We start from the raw sequence: 18,439 nt of genomic DNA on the forward strand, positions 1-18,439 counted from the left end.
ACTTACCCTCCTATTTGTGACATAAATCGTTGTTCTCCTTGTTGTTCCAAGAAAAGATGTTTTTCAGGCTTACAGGCAATGCCACTCTTGATAATCCCTAACAATTCTGCTGTTTGTTCCTTAGCTAAAGCTTCCTTTAACGAGTAGCCGTCTGCAGAATGCAGGCACGTTTTTAAATGGCCGTCTGCAGTAATTCGAATTCGATTGCACGTCTCGCAAAAACAATGCCCTAATGCACTAATAAAACCTATTTTTCCTTTAAAATCTTTTAAGGCGTAATAACTAGCAGGGCCATTGCCCAATGGTTTTTGGTATGGTTGTAACGTTCCATAATGTTTGGTTAAAATGTCTTCTACTTCTTCTTGTTGCTTACCTGGATGCTCCTTCCCTAATCCAATTGGCATCATTTCAATGAAACGAAGATGCACAGTCTCTTTCTTAGCGATTTCAGCCAGTTCTACAATTGTTGCTTCACTTAGCTCTTTCCTAGCTACAGTATTAATTTTGATATTAGGTAATCCCACATCAATCGCTTGTTCTAAGCCCGCCAGAACATTCCTTAACTGACCAACTCTTGTTATTTCTCGAAATTCTTCTGTATCCAAAGTGTCTAAGCTAATATTAATGCCGTCCAAGCCCACCTCTTTTAACCCTTGAGCCTCACGAGCTAACTTCATGCCATTAGTCGTTAGGGTTACTTTTTCGATTCCTGAGATTTGCTTTATCCTTTTAATTAAAGAGAGTAAATTTGGTCTAACAAGCGGTTCACCACCTGTTAATTTAACTTTTTTGATGCCTTCTTTCGCTAATATCCTCAGTAAAAAAATAATCTCATCATCTGTTAGAAGCTGCTCTTTTTTTAAAAAGCAAAGACCTGTTGCTGGCATGCAATACGTGCAACGTAAGTCACAACGATCTGTTAAAGACAAACGAACATAATCAATTTCACGGTTAAATGCATCTTTCATGCTGTTCACTCATCACTTTCCTTTGATTTAATTGAAGAACGAATGAAATGACCACTACGTCCACCATTTTTCTCTAATAAACCAATGTTTGTCATTGTCATTCCTCGATCAATTGCTTTACACATGTCATAAATTGTTAAGAGTGCTGCCTGCACACCTGTTAGCGCTTCCATTTCAACGCCAGTTGAACCCACTGTTTTTGTAAAGCAACGTACTTCTAAACAAGTTTGATTGCGCCAATCAAACTGAATTTCACACTTTGTCAAAGCAACCAAATGACACAAAGGAATCCATTCAAACGTTCGTTTTGCGGCGGTAATCCCAGCGACTCTTGCTACCTGTAATACTTCACCTTTTTTAATCATTTGGGTCTGGATCGCTTCTGCTGTCGCTTCCAACATGTGAATTTCTCCATAAGCGAGGGCTGTTCTTTCAGTGTCATTTTTTTCCGAAATATCAACCATATGCACTTCTCCTTGTGTATTCAAGTGCGTAAATTCCTTACTTTGAACCATTTCTCCACCTCACATTTGACATTTGTTAACGTTTACACAATACTTCTTTTTCAAGTGTATCACTCTTGCATCAAAAAAACAATCTGGCATCCACAATTTTTTTTAGCGAGAAATCGAAGTTAAAAAAGTTAAGCGACAAAAATTACGTGCTTCGCTTAGCCTGACCAGACTTTTGTCTAAGTCTTAAAACTTGATAAGCAATAAGAGGTCGGGACAGAAGTGCTTATTTCCGAAGGACCTTCACCAAGTAGGTACGATGATTTCATCTGTTCATGCTTCACAGTGAAACATCGCAACTCTTAGAGCTGTAGCTCTTTTGAAGGCTGTACTGTGACGAGACGCATGTCGAGAAAACACCTTAGAAGTTGTTGAGATCGGAGCAACGCGTAGTGTTGCTTCTGTTCCCGCCGTTTATCAATTTTTAAGCCTGGAACAAAAATTCAAAGTGATTTTTGTTCCAGGCTCTTACTTTCATACTAATCTTAGGTCAGGTTGTCATCAAGTTTGCCAATAATAGACTTTTACAAGCGCGCCTTTTTTGAGTAGTACACCAGCTGGTTGTTCTAGCAGGCAATTTGTTTCTAAAGTATTTGATAAATTGGATGAAAGATGACTTTTTGTCACTAAATTTACTGTGCCATCTATTTCTTTCGCTCGGTAAAATCGACGTAGTCTACTGGGGGCTAATTCATGCGCTAAAATTACTGTTCGTTCCTTTAGATTTAACTCAACACAATTAAAAAAAGTAGCTAATAATGTCCAGTAAAAAAGATGTAAATTAACCATTGCCGCAAACGGATTGCCTGAAACGCTTAAAATGAGTGTTTCTTGAAATTGACTTCCCATAACTGGGGTTCCAGGTTTCATATTTACAAAATGAAACAACTCTGTTCCTCCGATACGTTTAATCGCTAAAGGTAAATTGTCCTTTTCACCTACCGAAACACCACCACAAGTAATTAATAAATCAAGTTTTGGTGAAATCTCAATCAGCCTCTTCGCTAATTCTTCAGGGTCATCTGAACAATGGTCTAGGTGGATTACTTCATTGCCACTCGCTTTGACAAAAGCTGCTAACATGTAGAGATTACTATTATAAATTTTCCCAACTGACAGCGGTTTTTCCAAAGAAACTAACTCACTACCCGTCGCTAAAATCCCCACCTTCATGCGCTTCAATACAACAACTTTATCAATCCCTTGCATTGCCAACAGACCAATCATGCGACTATTAATCTGTTGATGTTTTGCTAAAATTTTTTGCTGAAAAGCAATATCTTCTCCAATTTCCGCATAGTTTTGGCCCGCAGTGACAGAGCGAAAAATTTTAACATGGTCCTGCCCAAAATCCGTCCATTCTTGTGGCACTACAGCATCAAAATCGGTTGGAATAAAAGCACCTGTCGTTATTTTAATCGCACAGTTATTCGTCTGATTACAATAAAACATGGAATCCCCTGCCACTAAAGAACCAACGACTTTTAAACAACTTGGGCTTTCAGCAGTCGCACCTCGTGTTTCTACTGCACGAACGGCATACCCATCCATCCCGGCACGAGGAAAATGAGGAATCGCTGTCTCTGCAAAAATGGTTTCTCCGCTAATCCGCCCCAAGGAATCAAGCAGCGCCACTTCTTCTGTTTCACATTGACTCTTCATATGTTGGGTCATTTTCTCTCGTGCTTCTTCCAACTCGATCATGTTTTAACCATCCTTTTTTATTTATTCACTGGTTTAATCGCAACGGCACAAACTTTATATTCAGGAATTGTGGCGATATCATCAAATACAGCATTGGTGATTTCGTTAACATTCCCATCTGGAAAATGGAATGTCATAAAGACTTCTTGCGGAAATACTCGATTTCCGACAGCCGCATAGGTTTCAATTTTGCCACGTCGAGAATGAACTTCAACTTTGTCACCTTCTTGGATTCCCAGAGCTTGTGCATCGACGGCATTTATCTCAATATAAGAGTGATTCGCTATTTGGTTAATCCCTTCCGTTCGTCCTGTCATTGCTCGGGTATTGTAATGGTAAAGCATTCGGCCTGTCGACATTAAATACGGGTACTCTTCATCTGGTAATTCTTGTGCTTGCTTATACGGAATTGCTTTAAATAAACCTTTCCCACGAGCAAAACTGCCCACATGCATAATCGGCGTACCTGGATCTGTCAAGCTCCGACAAGGCCATTGTAAGCTCTCCTTCTCTAATCGTTCATAATTAATTCCACCAAACGAAGGTGTCACAGCTGAAATTTCTTTCATAATTTCTTTTGCAGATTCATACGCACAAGGATAGCCCATCCGTGTCATGACTTCACAAAAAATTTCATAGTCTTCTCGCGCTTGTCCCCTTGGTTCAACAGCTTTACGGACTCTTTGCACGCGCCGTTCTGTATTTGTAAATGTCCCGTCTTTTTCTGCATAACTGATACCTGGTAAAACGACATCTGCATAAGCAGCCGTTTCGGTCATAAATAATTCTTGAACAACTAAAAAGTCTAAACTTTCTAAAGCTTGACGAACCTGTCCTGTGTCTGGATCCGTAACAATTGGATCTTCTCCAAAAATATAAAGGCCTTTGACGTTTCCTGCCGTTGCTGCTGGCAAGACTTTAGTAGAAGTTAAACCTGTGTTTCGATTTAACGGCACATGCCAAGCTTTTTCAAATTTGTCGATTACTTCTGGATTATCGACTTTTTGATAGCCTGGGAAATCATAAGGCATACAGCCCATATCGCAAGCACCTTGAACATTATTTTGACCTCGCAAAGGATTGACACCACAGCCTGGTTTTCCAACTTTACCAACCAACATTGCCAAATTAGACATACTCATAACACCCTCAGTTCCTGTCGAATGTTCCGTTACGCCTAAACAATAAATGATTGGTGCTTTCTCTGCTTTTGCATACATGCGTGCTGCTTCAATTAAATCTTCTGGATGAATATGACAAATTTCTGCGACTTTTTCCGGCGTATAATCAGCCACCATTTTTTCTAAATCTAAAAATCCTTCTGTCCGTTCTTCAATAAAATGGCGATCTGCTAAACCTTCTTTCAAAATCACATGCATCATGCCATTAGCAAATGCGACATTCGTTCCCGCCTGAACTTGTAAATGCAGCGCACTATCCTTCACTAAGTTAATTTTCCGCGGATCAACAACAACAACTTGCGTTCCTCTTTGGATGGCTTGGCGAATTTGCGCACCAATAACTGGATGAGCTTCTTCTGGATTGGAACCTACTAATAAAATCATGTCGACATCTTCAGTGATATCAGCAATAGGATTAGTCATCGCACCAGAGCCTAAGGTTTGGGCTAAACCATGGACCGAAGCCGAATGACAAACACGGGCACAGTTATCAACATTATTGGTCCCAAAAGCAGCACGCACCATTTTTTGAAAGACATAATTATCTTCATTTGTCGCTCTAGAGCACGAAAAACCAGCAAGAGCATCCGGACCGTTTTCTGCTTTAATTTCGTTAAATTTTGACGAAACAAGCGTTAAGGCTTCTTCCCAAGAAGCAGGTTCAAAAATTCCATTCCGTTTAATTAATGGCTCCGTTAAGCGATCTCCTGACCCAACAAATTTATATGAAGCAAATTTTCCTTTCACACAAAGTAAATTTTTATTAGCTGGTCCATCCAGGGGTTCAACACCCACCAAACGATTATTTTTAACGAGTAAATTCATCTGACAGCCTGTCCCACAATGTGGACAAGTTGTAGGAATTTTCTGGGTTTCCCATTTGCGGTACTCTTTCGTATCTTTTGCTGTTAACGCTCCTGTAGGACAGGAAGAGACACAATTGCCACATGATTCACAGATAGATTGATCAAACGCCTGCCCATAACTCGGCATCATTTTTGTTTCAAAGCCACGATTAGCAATACTAAGTACATCTCTTCCCTGCCGCAATTGACAGACACGAGCACAACGACGACACATGATACACTTTTCTGGATCATAAGAGAAAAATGGATTACTGGTATCTTCTTGATGGCAAGGCATTCTTTTTCCCTCGGTAAAGCTAGTGGCATCAATCCCATAATCTAGCGCATACTGTTGTAATTGACAATCCCCGTTTTTTCCACAAGAAAAACAGTCTAATTTATGATTACTCAATAATAAATCAAGAATAAAACGTCTGGAATCAGCAACTTTTTCAGAATGTGTTGACACAACCATGTCCTCTTGACAATGTGCTGTACAAGCAGTTGTTAAGCCACCACGTCGGCCGCCTTCCACCTCAACCACGCACATCCGACAAGAACCATCAGGTGCTAATTCCTTTAAATGACAGAGCGTTGGAATTTCAACACCTAGCGTTTTCGCTGCTTCGAGAATAGTAGTCCCTTTAGGCACAGTTACTTCTTGGTTATCAATAGACAACGTAACTGTTTGCGTATGCAACTTTGTTTTCATTTTTACCAACCTCCTTTGCTGGTGGCATAGATTTCTGTTTCAGCAGTCGTTTCAAATTCTTCTGGAAACAAAGCCAATGCACTCTTCATTGAAGTTGCGACGGATTGGCCCAAACCACAAGCTGATAATCGCGTGACATGCGTGAGCATCTTTTCCAATCGTGGCAAATCACTAGCTGTTGCCTCGTTCCGATTGAATTTACTCAATAATTCCAAAATCCTAGTTGTTCCCAATCGACAAGGGGTGCATTTACCACAGGACTCATGAGCAAAAAAGGCCGCCACGTGTACTAAATAGTCCACAACATTGACTGAATCATCCATTACTACAATTGCACCAGAGCCGACAGATAAGTCATGGGCCCATAAATCTTCGTAGGAATACAAACAATCCCTTAACGTTGCGACAGCACCAATTGGACCGGATTGTCCACCGAAGTGAATAAATTTTAATGCTCGACCAGTTGCAGAGCCTCCGCCGTATTGCTCGCCATAAATTATTTCTTCTAATGGTGTTCCAAGGTTGACCTCGTATAAGCCCCGATTTTTAATATGTCCAGACAAACAAATTAGCTTTGTGCCGCCACCATCGGCAGTACCCATCTCTAAAAAGGCTTGTCCACCTTCTCGTAAAATTACGGGAACACTTGCAAATGATTCAACATTATTCACTAATGTTGGTTGCAAATATAAACCAACATCTGCTAAGTGTGGTGGTTTGACACGCGGCCGCCCCGTTTTTCCTTCAATTGAATTTAAAAGTGCTGAATTTTCCCCACAAATATAGGCGCCAGCACCAGAAATAATCGTAATATCATAATTGAATCCTTCAATTCCTAAAATGTTTTCCCCTAAAAAGCCAGCTTGTCGTGCATTATCCAGTGCTTCTTGAAATGTTTTTTGGATTCTGCGATATTCTCCTCGCATATAAATATAACCCGCTTTTGCTGAAAATAAATAGCCAGCAATGATCATTCCTTCAATCACACTCAATGGATCTTCAGATAAAAGTACTTTATCCTTAAAGGTCCCTGGTTCGCCTTCATCAGCATTACAAACAATGTACTTTGTGGTTCCTTTTGCATGATAAAGATGGCGCCATTTTTTTCCTAAAGGATAGGCTGCTCCACCGCGACCTCTTAAGTGCGCAATATCCAGTTCGTTTAAAATTTCTTCATCCGATAGTGAAATTGCTCTTTTTAAACCATCAAATCCATCGTATTTACAATATTCAGAAACATCGGTCGCAGATTGCATTTTTCCCATTCTCTCTAATAACATTGGTTGGTTTCTCTTAAGCATTGACTCACCTCCTACAATCCTTCATAGCAATCATTTTGTAAATGTTGAATTAATTGATAAATTTTCTCTTCTGTTAGTTGACTAAAAACGGTGTCCTTAATTTTAATTACTGGACCTAAATCACAAGCCCCGATACAAGGAATACTGTGATACATAAATAAGCCTTCTGGGGTCGGCTGATTCTCTGGCACTTCTAAAATAGTTTCTAAAACTTCGGCAACCATCGCCCCACCAGTATAATGACACGGTGTGCTGTTACAAATCTTCAAGACATACTTCGCTTGCGGTTCCGTCTTTAAAATGGCATAAAAACTGACGATTTCATAGACTCGCGCTTCCGTTAAATGTAGATGCTCTGCAACTAATTGAGCTGTCTCCTGATCGATATACCCTTCCTCTGAAGCAAATTGTAATTCAATTAAAATATTTAAAATTCGTTGTGGATCAGCATCGTTTTCTAGAATAATCGCTTCTTTTTCAATTAAGCTTAATGCACACATTCCTTTTTATTCCCCCTTTTTAGTGAAACTTGAAGTTGTTCTCCTTGATAATAGATGCGCAATTCTTTTGGTATTTCAGCAGATAGTAAACAAAAATCGGCTTTATCTATGACTTTTTTTGCTGATTCTTTTTGGCGATTCTGGTTATTCATCATAAGAAATAGTCCTGGCTGCACAACATTACGTAATGAATTTGATTCACAAATGATTAATGCTTGGGCCGGCACAGCTTTCAGAAATTGCTGAATGGCTTCCGCCAAATTTTCTTGAAAAACTTTCAATAGAAAAACTTTTTGACAACCTGCAGCTAATAATTTCATGGTATCTTTATTGCCAATCGTCTCTTGCTCTTCTACTAATTCATAACCAGCTGTAATACTGGTACAAATTCCGCATCCTTTTGTGCCTCGTTGACACACCCCTCGTTGACCACTAATCGTAATAATCTTCAAGCCATAAATTGGATAGACTTCTTGGTACTGTTTAATAAGAGCTTCGGCTAATGTCGTTTTGCCACTATTCCGACCAGTAGATCCAATTTGAATCATATTTGGTACCTCAATTGCCATAGAGCTCCTCCGTCTGAATCGTTTTCTCAACTCTTGGTTTGACAGTTGCTGGTTTTGTCATAAAGATCAATGGTACGGCCATAAAAAGACTGCCCCCTACCGCATTGCCTAAAAATACCCATAGTGTATTTTGCAAATAATCCCACCAACTGATTGTGGTGCTTTGTGAAAAAATTGCCGCTGGAATAATAAACGCATTGGCGACCACGTGTTGAAACCCACAAACAACGAAAACCATGACAGGAAACCACAAGCCAAACATTTTACCTAAATATGATTTTGCCAACGCTCCGAGATAAACCGCTAAACAAACAAAAATATTACAGCCAATCCCTGAAACAAAAGCAACTAGCGGTGGATCAGCAATTTTCGCCTGAGCAACTGCGACTGTTTTATCCAGAAACGCACCTTCAGTTAACCCAACAATATGGCCAAATAAATACGCTACGAGAAATCCGCCTAGACAATTGGTCAATAAAACAACTAGCCAGTTATAACAAAGAGCGCCCACTCGAACCTTTTTCTGTAATACGCCTAATGTCATTACCATCATATTGCCTGTTGCTAACTCACCACCAACAAAAGTAAGCGTTATCAACCCAACTGGAAATAAAGCTCCACCCAGAAAGTTGTTAAAACTTCCCCATTCTGTGGGGGCGGTTCCAGTGATACGAATAAACGCCAAGTAACCCAGTGCAATACAAAAACCAGCCATGATGCCTAAAATACAGAGTCGAACAAACGATAATTTCCCTTTCATTTCTGCCTTATCACCTAAGCTTGCAACTATTTCTTCACTACTGAAAAAATCCATTACGATTCCTCCTTTTTATCGATACCACTGAGACAATTCTTCTTTTCGATTGACATTTTTAAGTTGATTCTCTTTTGATAGTTGCACCGTTTTTACAGATAGATGCTCAAATTCTTGCCGAATCTGATAGTTATTTTGCGCAAGCTGTTTTTGAAATGTTGGTAAACAAGAACATCGATAAAAGCCAAATAATGGTTCTTGACGACCTTCAAAGTCAAAGATTGTTACTTGATTTTGTCCACGCTTAGAGGCTAACTGATACACAAGTTTAGGAGAAAAAGTTGGTATGTCACAGGCAATTACAAACACTTCAGCTCTCTGAGTATAGTTCATTGCTGTCACAATCCCACCTAATGGCCCCTTTCCAAGATACATATCTTGAATGATTGTGCATTTTCTAAACGCCTTAGGAAATTTTTGACTATCATTCGTTACTAAAATAACCTCTTCGAACAGTTCCATTAACTTTTCAGCTGTTTGCAAGATCACGTATTGGCCTTGAATTTTCAATAATGCTTTATCAAATCCCATCCGTGAACTTTTCCCGCCGCATAACAGCACTGCTGTACAATCAGCAATAATTTTCGCCACCCCTTTACCATAATTTTTATTAGTTCAAAAAAATATTTTTTAGTCATGTATTAAGTCTATTATAAGACATCCCTCGTACAAGTCAATTCCTTTTAAAAAAAAAGAACGAGAAAAAGAGCGACTCTTTTTCTCGTTCTACCTTATTCATCTGTTTGACGTTTTATTTCTTCAATCTCAATGCGTAATGATTTTCGTTTCTCAATGGCGACATAAACCAAGCCAATCAAAAAGGGTAACACAAAGCTACCAAATCGATACAGTAAAACAGATGCTACAGCATCAACATTGCCGACCAATGGTTTAAACAACAATAAGTAAACAAATTCAAATGGACCAATGCCAGCAGGTGTTGGAATAACTCCTGAAAGAATAACAGCAAAACTGGTAAAGGACATCACTAATAATAAATCAATATTCGGGTGATTTTCTACTAAAACAATGTAAGGAATAATGTACCAAAATAATAATTTAAATACATTCCATGAAAAGATTCGAAGCAACGCTGAGCGATCTTGTGTAATTGTTTGGACAGCCGCCCGCAAGGAATAGATTTGTAAATTACAATTATCCACCCAATCTCTTAGTTTTGGTCGTTTAAACCAACGATTGGCAAACTTAACCAATAAAACTTGCAACTTTAAGCTACTAGATAAAATAAGTAATGCTGCAATTATTACTAATGTTAAAATAACACCTGCTAAAATGAATGGAATCATCTTAGGCGCATTTTCATAAAACAGGGAAAATTGAATAATCAAACCAATAATTGCTAAAAAAATCACGGCTGCTTTGTACATAATCATATGTAATGCCGTTATCCCCACACTTTTAGAAACAGGAATTCCCTTTTTCTTATAAAAATAAATTTCTGAAAGCAAGGTTCCCGTGCCAAATGAAATAATCCGATAAAATGCTACATAACAAGAAGTAAAAAAACCATCCACTGTTGTAAAGTCTTTGTTAAAATAACGAGCTATTTCCTTGATTGAGCGCCCTTCTGCAAATTGATAAACTACTCCAAAAAAAATAACAGCAATCAGCACCAGCCAACTCGTTTCCATCAGTTGAGCAAAAATATCACTTAATGAATTATCCATGACATAAAAGATTACGCCTAAAACGATAATCATTAACAACATATTTAAGCCAATTTTTACTTTTCCTTTCATCGCTTCTCCTTTTTTGTTCTTACTTAAACGTTAGATAGATGCAACTAATCATCGCGATTACGCCAATTGAATAACACAATGCAAAAACTGGTTTTTGGGTTTTATGATGAAATTTCTTTTGTCCCATTAGCCCACCTAGACCGCCACCGACAAGTCCTATCGTCAATAAGCGGCGTTCTGGAATACGACAGTCCCCACGTTTTGCTTGTTTTTTATCATAACCCATCATACTAAACAATACTAAATTAATGACGAGGAAATAAATGATTACTATCCACTGAAGCATTCTTTCTGGCCTCCTAACTAGTTACTGTACTAGGATACCTTGTTCTGATTCTAATTGCAAAAAAATTTTCAATGACTCATGAAACTACAACAGGAAAGTAAGCTCTCGGTTGCCCGTTTTCTTACTTTCCTATTGAGTACCTCATTTATTTTGCATTTAATTCAGCAATTTTAATAATCACATTGGTCGCTTTTTCCATGGCTTGTAATGAAACAAATTCAAAACGGCCATGCATATTTTCGCCACCAGCAAAGATATTCGGTGTTGGAATCCCTAAATAAGAAATTTTTGAGCCATCCGTTCCACCGCGAACAGGTTCAATAATTGGTTGAATTGACAATTCTTCCATTGCTTGTTTAGCAATTTCGACAATGGACATATCTTTTTCAATCACTTCTCGCATATTATAGTATTGATCAAATAAATCAACTTTGATTCGTTCTTCATCAAATGGTGCATTCAATGTTTGCTGAATTTCTTTAATTTTAGCTTTACGTGCTTCAAAAATCTCGCGATTGTGATCGCGAATAATATACGTCATTGTAGCTTCTTCTGGCGTTCCAGCAAACGCTGCTAAATGATAAAAGCCTTCTTCACCTGCTGTTTTTTCTGGAACTTCGTCAGCAGGTAAGGCATTATGGAAATCAATTCCTAATTGTAACGCATTAATCATTGTATTTTTGGCTGTTCCTGGATGAACGTTTTTCCCTTGAATTGTAATTTCTGCTTGCGCCGCATTAAACGTTTCAAATTGTAATTCACCTACTGGTCCGCCATCCATTGTATAAGCAAAATCCACGTTAAATTGAGCGACATCAAATTTGTCGGCACCTACACCAATTTCTTCGTCAGGACCGAAAGCCACACGAATGGTGCCATGTTTAATTTCTGGGTGATTAATTAAATATTCCATGGCTGTCATTATTTCCGCAATACCTGATTTATCATCAGCTCCTAATAAAGTGGTACCATCGGTTGTGATAAGTGTTTCACCACGATAATTTTTTAAGTTAGGAAAGTCTTTCGTATTTAAAGTGAATTTGCCTTCTTTATCTAAAAGAATCGTTGATTCTCCGTCATAGTTCTCAACAATTTGCGGAGAAACATTCACTGCATTAAAATCAGCCGTATCCATATGGGCAATAAAGCCGATTGAACGAACGTCTTTCTCCACGTTACTAGGTAACGTAGCAATCACAAAACCATTTGTTTCATTATAAATAACATCGCTCATCCCTAATTCTTCTAATTCTTTTTTTAAGGTTTGTGCAAAGGCTACTTGTGTTTGTGTTGATGGTGTCGTTGTGCTTGTTGCATCTGAGCGTGTTTCTGTTTTCACATAGCGTAAAAAACGAGGTAATAGATTTTCATACATAAAAGAACACTCCTTTAATCTTCATTTTTTTATTTAAAACGAAATGGGTTGGTATTCGCTTCTGATTCAAAAATGGATACAGCCCACTCATTTTCTTGTTTCCATTGATTCATTAATTTCACAAGTTTTGGCTTACAAAGCGCTTCAATGTAATGACCAGGATCGATGACTGGTAAATCTTCAGCAATCATGTCATGTGCCGTATGATAATACACATCACCAGTAATATAGACATCGGCTTGTTTACGTAATGCATCATGATAGAACTTTTCACCACTTCCACCACAAATGGCTACCCGTTGAATCATTTTAGTATCATCTTTTGCAATGACCCGCAAGCCATCCAATTGGAAAACTTCCTTGACTTGCTGTACAAAATCAGAGAGTCTCACAGGCTTGTCTAATACTCCAACCCGACCTAAACCAAATTCTTTTGATTGATTTTCAATGGTATAAACATCATACGCCGGTTCTTCATAAGGATGCGCCTGTAACATAGCTGCAAGAACTTGTTCTTGTTTAGTTTCAGGGAAAATCACTTCGATTTTTGCTTCTTGGACGACACTTTCTTGACCAATTTCGCCAATCGTGGGATTTGCTCCTTGTGTTGGTGTAAAACGTCCTGTTCCAATTAAAGAGTAATTTGTTTTAGAATAATCACCTTGAGCTCCAGCGCCAGCTAGACCTAAAGCTTCTCTCATTTGGGGAGCTTCATCAATTGGCACAAAAACGGCTAATTTTTTATAAGGAACAGTATGTGTTTTAGTTAAAAAGGTGGTCTGTTTAATTCCCAATAATTCACAAAACCAATCATTTAGCCCATTGTCAATAATATCCATGTTAGTATGCGCTGCATAAACAGCAATATCGTGTTTTAATAAATCAGCGTACATTTTTTCTTGAAAATTATCTGTGGTTAATCGCTTAACTGGGCGGAAAATAGGTGGGTGTTTCGCAATAATTAAATCAACCTGCTTCTCAATTGCTTCTGCAACGACCTCAGGACGAACATCTAAGGTAACCATCACATTTTCAATTGGTTTATCTAACGTACCAATGTGCAAGCCCACAGGATCTCCCGTTTCAGCTAGCCACTCGGGACAATAGTCATTGAAGCGTCGAATCAATGTCTTACCGTTCACAGCCATTGGCCAGCACCTCCTCAATTAATTGTTGGTCTTGCTGTAGTTTCACTTGTTTTTCAATATGTTCTCCACTTGCTTTTGCTAGTTGTGCAAGAACAGTTTTGCGCTGTTTTAATTCTCGTTGCCATTTTTTGGTAAAAACCGGTCCTTGTTTTTTAATTAAAACTGGCCCAAATAGTAATTCTTGGTCCGTATAAGAAACAGATTGCTCTGTTTTTTCGGCTACGATAATTTCATACAACTTACGGTTTTCTTCCACGATTGTTTCATCAACAATACTGTAGTCATTTGCCATTAACCAGCGGCGTAAAGTTGGTTCACCTATATTCGGTTGTAAAACAAGGCGTTCCTTCCCTGTTAAACGATTTTTTTTGCGTCCAGCTTCTAAAATATCTCGGATTAATGTGCCGCCCATTCCACAAATACTAATGACGTCTATTTGATCTTCAGGTTCAATTGCATCTAGCCCGTTCGCTAAACGTACGATAATTTTATCCGTCAAATTAGATTTACTGACTTGGGTTTTGGCAGATTGATAGGGGCCTTCCACCACTTCCCCAGCCACAGCAAAAGACAGTTTATTTTCTAACATTAAAGCAACTGGTAAATAAGCATGGTCTGAACCAATGTCTGCTAAGCGACTTCCTCTAGGGATTAAATCACCAACCGTTGCGAGACGTTTTGATAATTGATTTTCATTCATATTTTTGATTCCTCCGTTGCTTATTATACCATTGTCAATTGAAGATGAAAACTTACACATTCGTGCAATCTACTGTTTCCTCTCCTTAATCATTTATAAAAAAAACCCCCTTCAAAATCAATTTCATAACTTTGAAGAGGGCTGTCATTATTGCTATAAAGAGCATTCTCCTTATATTAATAATAGGGAAAACATTTTTAATTAGGCATTTGCCAACCAGTTTTCAACTTCTGCTAAGGCATCCGCAATCCCTGCTGGATTTTTCCCACCAGCTTGAGCCATATCAGGACGACCACCGCCGCCACCGCCAACTTTTGGCGCAATTGCTTTGATTAAGTCACCGGCTTTTAAGCCTTTCCCGTTCATGTCTTTTGTCATAGCCGCTAACAAGCTTACTTTTTCATCTTGTGCAGTTGCCAGAACTAGTACATCAGACAATTCTTTTTGTTTCCATTGGTCAGCCAATTGGCGTAATTGATTCATGTCTTTAACATTGACTTGAGCGGCAATATAACGAACACCGTTGACGTCTTTGACATCTTTAAAAATGTCACCAGCTTGTTGGTTCGCTAATTTGCCAGCCAATTGTTCGTTTTCTTTTTGTAGATCACGTAATTGTTGTTGCAATTGCTCTGTTTTCGTAACCACTTCTTTTAATTGAGGTGATTTAACTAATGTAGCAATCTCTTTCAATTGACGTTCTTCTTCTTGTAAAAGTTGATACGCTTCTTTACTCGTCACTGCTTCAATACGGCGTACTCCTGCACCAATTCCAGATTCAGAAACAATTTTGAAAATCCCGATATCTTCTGTATTAGCAACGTGTGTTCCACCACATAATTCGATAGAGTAATCCCCAATATTAACTACACGGACTTCTTTGCCATATTTTTCGCCAAATAACGCCATTGCGCCCATGTTTTTCGCTGTATCAATATCTGTTTCAATTGTGACAACAGGAATAGCTTCCCAGATTTTTTCGTTAACGATGGCTTCCATCCGCGCTAGTTCTTCTGATGTAACTTGCCCAAAATGAGTAAAGTCAAAACGTAGATGTCCCGGTGCAACTAATGAGCCTGCTTGGTTGGCATGCTCCCCTAACACATCTTTTAAAGCACGATGCAATAAATGGGTTGCCGTATGGTTTTTCAAAATACGTGTCCGCATCCGTTCGTCCACTTGCAATTGATAAATTTGGCCTTCAGCTAATGGCGCCAAAACTTCTACTTTGTGTAAAAATTGACCATTTGGTGCTTTTTTCACATCCACCACGTTGGCAACGACTTCCCCTGCGGTATTTTTTACATAGCCGCGGTCAGCAATTTGTCCACCCATTTCAGCATAAAATGGTGTTTCAGCAAAAATTAATTCGGCTGTTCCTGCAGATGCTTCATTTACTAGTGCGTCACCTTGAATAATAACAAATAATTCACTATCATGTGTTAATTCTGTATAGCCAACAAATTTACTTTCTACTTTAATATCTGTTAATAAAGCAGATTGAACACCCATTGAAGTTTCTTTACTGCGGGCAGAACGAGCGCGTTCACGCTGTGCTTCCATTTCTGTTTCAAACCCAGCATGGTCGACTTTCAAGCCTTCATCTTCTGCAACTTCTTCCGTTAATTCTACTGGGAAGCCAAAAGTATCATAAAGTTTGAAGATAATTTTTCCATCTAATGTATCGCCTTTTGCATCTTTAACTTCTTTAATAACCTCATTTAACATGCTTAAACCTTCATTGATGGTTTCATGGAAACGTTCTTCCTCTGTCCGAACCACTTTTTCGATGAAGTCTTTTTGTTGTAATACTTCTGGATAGTAGCTTACCATGATTTCGCCAACAACAGGCACTAATTTGTATAAAAAGGCTTCATTAATGCCTAATTTTTTCCCGTGCATTACCGCACGACGTAATAAACGACGTAACACATAGCCACGACCTTCATTTGAAGGAAGCGCACCATCACCAATTGCAAAGGATAAGGCACGAATATGGTCAGCAATCACTTTAAAGGAAACATCCGTTTGTGGTGCATCTCCATATTTTACGTTGGTTCCTAAAGCTTCTACCGCATGAATGATTGGCATAAATAAATCAGTTTCAAAATTTGTTGGTGCATCTTGAATGATAGATACAACACGTTCCAAGCCCATGCCCGTATCAATGTTTTTATGTGGTAATGGTTCATACGTATCTTCTGGTGTATGATTAAATTCAGAGAACACTAAGTTCCAAATTTCTAAATAGCGTTCATTTTCGCCACCAGGATAATTTTCTGGATCATCTTCTGGAATATCTAAAAATTCTTCGCCGCGATCATAAAAGATTTCCGTATCTGGACCACTTGGACCAGCACCGATATCCCAGAAGTTATCTTCTACATCAATAATATGATCTTCAGATAAACCAACTTCATCACGCCAAATGCGTTTTGCTTCTGTATCTTTCGGATAAACAGTCACATATAATTTTTCTGGGTCAAAAGCAAGCCATTCAGCACCAGTTAAAAATTCCCAAGCCCAGTGAATCGCTTCATTTTTAAAATAATCTCCAATTGAGAAGTTCCCTAACATTTCAAACATTGTATGATGACGAGCCGTTTTCCCAACATTCTCAATATCATTTGTACGAATAGATTTTTGAGCATTCGTAATTCTTGGATTTTCTGGCACAACAGAGCCATCAAAATATTTTTTCAAGGTCGCAACACCAGAGTTAATCCATAATAATGTTGGATCGTTTACTGGTACTAAAGAAGCGCTTGGTTCTACTGAATGTCCTTTAGACTTAAAGAAGTCTAAATACATTTGGCGAACTTGACTACTTGTTAATTCTTTCATTGATTTTCCTACTTTCTATTAATAATTAACTATTTATGTTTTGTACCCTCTTAAGTGGCAGATTGTGAACACAAAAAACACCATTGCAGTCAAGGACGATTGCTCGCGGTACCACCTTGATTGCAATGATGTTGGATCATTACCTCTTAAGCTCTATAACGCAGAGTCGCGTTGATATTTCTATCAAGTCCATCTAAAGGGAGCAAGTAAATTTATCTGATGCCCTTCTCTCAGCAACGAACGGCTTTCTGTGATCAAAATAAGATTCCTCATATCCTTTAGCTTATAGTCAAAAGTATAAGAAATATCTGCTAAAAAGTCAATTGTTTTCGTAGGAATCTTTCCTTACTGAGCTGTTTCAAATAACGTTTGCTCTAAATAAGGCAAAATTTGTTCATTTATTTGATACCCTTTTCCCCAAGAGGTTGTAATAATCTCTTCGTTCATACCTGCATCACTAAATTTTTGTTTCACTCGTTTACATACAAAAGACAGCTGCGATTTTGTAGAAGCATCTGGTTCTTTCTGCCAAAGCAAGCGACAAATTTGATCACGATCCAACCCTTCGTGGGCATGCTGATACAAGATTTTTAAAAAGCGTTGCTCGTTTTTTGTAAAGCGAATCTTTTTTACTTGGTCATCAAGTAGCTCGGCTGTTACTTCGGCAAAACTTTGATCGACAGTGTCAATTTTTTCACGAATATCTTCCAATGAATCTTTGAGGCCTAACCACCGGATAATACCTCTTTCCTGCCAAATCTCCGCTTCACGTTTATTACACATCGATTGTGAACGTCGATAAATCGGCTTCTCTAACGATGAAAGACTTCCTAATAATCTCAAGCAATCGTTCTGAGATAGTGTTTCGCTTAATACAATTGCATCAAAATAATTAAAAAAAGTTAACTCATGTTCTATAGTTTCTTCACAGCAGTTCGTACAAAAGACTTCATAATTTAAATGTTGTAATTGCTGCTGAAATGTTTGCTCAACTAAAATGTTCTTTGTTAATACCAAAATCCTTCTCATTTCTTCTTTCCTCCTAGAACTCTTTCTGCTACCAATAACTAAACGCACCAATCAAAATACGTTACCAAATCGCGTGTTTCCTCCAGCGATTGATTAATAAATACCTTTTTATCTTCATCTCTCTTCACTTCTTTATTCTTTATTTTAGTGGTTATTTATATTATATTAGAAAATGCATTTTTTTGTGTGTG

The 18,439-nt window shown here is 38.3% G+C and carries 16 protein-coding genes; all 16 read right to left on the reverse strand.

The annotated features are described in order from the left end of the window. Positions 1-2: 2 nt before the first annotated feature. The 16 genes from moaA to IGK96_RS07545 all read right to left on the reverse strand — a co-directional run bounded on the left by moaA (position 3) and on the right by IGK96_RS07545 (position 18,248). Positions 3-977, reverse strand: a complete 975-nt coding sequence (moaA, locus tag IGK96_RS07470) for a GTP 3',8-cyclase MoaA (protein ID WP_085443226.1) — start codon at positions 975-977, stop codon at positions 3-5. Continuing rightward, positions 974-1,483 (reverse strand): cyclic pyranopterin monophosphate synthase MoaC, encoded by a 510-nt coding sequence (moaC, locus tag IGK96_RS07475; RefSeq protein WP_002366623.1) that lies wholly within the window; start codon positions 1,481-1,483, stop codon positions 974-976. Before moaC ends, moaA begins: the two co-directional genes overlap by 4 nt. Before the next feature lie 498 nt (positions 1,484-1,981). Then, positions 1,982-3,184 carry a molybdopterin molybdotransferase MoeA gene (locus IGK96_RS07480; protein WP_010828771.1) on the reverse strand — a complete coding sequence of 401 codons (1,203 nt, stop codon included), beginning with the start codon at positions 3,182-3,184 and terminating at the stop codon, positions 1,982-1,984. Between the two features lie 17 nt (positions 3,185-3,201). After that, positions 3,202-5,922 (reverse strand): formate dehydrogenase subunit alpha, encoded by a 2,721-nt coding sequence (fdhF, locus tag IGK96_RS07485; protein ID WP_438756011.1) that lies wholly within the window; start codon positions 5,920-5,922, stop codon positions 3,202-3,204. A gap of 2 nt (positions 5,923-5,924) precedes the next feature. Further along, positions 5,925-7,223 carry a complex I 51 kDa subunit family protein gene (locus tag IGK96_RS07490; protein WP_161975129.1) on the reverse strand — a complete coding sequence of 433 codons (1,299 nt, stop codon included), beginning with the start codon at positions 7,221-7,223 and terminating at the stop codon, positions 5,925-5,927. A gap of 11 nt (positions 7,224-7,234) precedes the next feature. Beyond that, positions 7,235-7,723: an NADH-quinone oxidoreductase subunit NuoE family protein gene (locus IGK96_RS07495; RefSeq protein WP_113821056.1), complete on the reverse strand. Its 489-nt coding sequence runs from the start codon at positions 7,721-7,723 to the stop codon at positions 7,235-7,237. Then, positions 7,711-8,292 carry a hypothetical protein gene (locus tag IGK96_RS07500; RefSeq protein WP_002363879.1) on the reverse strand — a complete coding sequence of 194 codons (582 nt, stop codon included), beginning with the start codon at positions 8,290-8,292 and terminating at the stop codon, positions 7,711-7,713. The genes IGK96_RS07495 and IGK96_RS07500 overlap by 13 nt, the downstream gene beginning before the upstream one ends. Next, positions 8,282-9,106 carry a formate/nitrite transporter family protein gene (locus IGK96_RS07505; RefSeq protein ID WP_085443225.1) on the reverse strand — a complete coding sequence of 275 codons (825 nt, stop codon included), beginning with the start codon at positions 9,104-9,106 and terminating at the stop codon, positions 8,282-8,284. Before IGK96_RS07505 ends, IGK96_RS07500 begins: the two co-directional genes overlap by 11 nt. A gap of 15 nt (positions 9,107-9,121) precedes the next feature. Beyond that, entirely contained in the window at positions 9,122-9,697 is a 576-nt protein-coding gene (mobA, locus tag IGK96_RS07510; protein WP_002374948.1) for a molybdenum cofactor guanylyltransferase, read from the reverse strand. Between the two features lie 140 nt (positions 9,698-9,837). After that, on the reverse strand, positions 9,838-10,866 hold the full coding sequence (locus tag IGK96_RS07515; RefSeq protein WP_002360426.1) for a lysylphosphatidylglycerol synthase transmembrane domain-containing protein: 1,029 nt from the start codon (positions 10,864-10,866) through the stop codon (positions 9,838-9,840). Between the two features lie 19 nt (positions 10,867-10,885). Then, positions 10,886-11,152: a DUF1294 domain-containing protein gene (locus IGK96_RS07520; RefSeq protein WP_010828768.1), complete on the reverse strand. Its 267-nt coding sequence runs from the start codon at positions 11,150-11,152 to the stop codon at positions 10,886-10,888. Between the two features lie 145 nt (positions 11,153-11,297). After that, a complete protein-coding gene (gene pepT / locus IGK96_RS07525; RefSeq protein WP_010828767.1) occupies positions 11,298-12,527 on the reverse strand; it encodes a peptidase T in 1,230 nt (409 codons plus the stop codon). 29 nt (positions 12,528-12,556) lie between these two features. Continuing rightward, complete coding sequence (locus IGK96_RS07530) at positions 12,557-13,675, reverse strand: Nif3-like dinuclear metal center hexameric protein (protein ID WP_085443224.1); 1,119 nt, start codon at positions 13,673-13,675, stop codon at positions 12,557-12,559. Next, positions 13,659-14,375 carry a tRNA (adenine(22)-N(1))-methyltransferase gene (locus IGK96_RS07535; RefSeq protein WP_010828765.1) on the reverse strand — a complete coding sequence of 239 codons (717 nt, stop codon included), beginning with the start codon at positions 14,373-14,375 and terminating at the stop codon, positions 13,659-13,661. Before IGK96_RS07535 ends, IGK96_RS07530 begins: the two co-directional genes overlap by 17 nt. Positions 14,376-14,576: 201 nt before the next feature. Then, complete coding sequence (alaS, locus tag IGK96_RS07540) at positions 14,577-17,219, reverse strand: alanine--tRNA ligase (protein ID WP_002366615.1); 2,643 nt, start codon at positions 17,217-17,219, stop codon at positions 14,577-14,579. Positions 17,220-17,564: 345 nt separating this feature from the next. After that, positions 17,565-18,248, reverse strand: coding sequence for a helix-turn-helix domain-containing protein (locus IGK96_RS07545; RefSeq protein ID WP_002381934.1), 684 nt, complete (start codon positions 18,246-18,248; stop codon positions 17,565-17,567). Between the last annotated feature and the right edge of the window lie 191 nt (positions 18,249-18,439).

It is taken from the genome of Enterococcus sp. DIV0682, assembly GCF_051712685.1.
Classification (GTDB): Bacteria; Bacillota; Bacilli; order Lactobacillales; family Enterococcaceae; genus Enterococcus; species Enterococcus faecalis.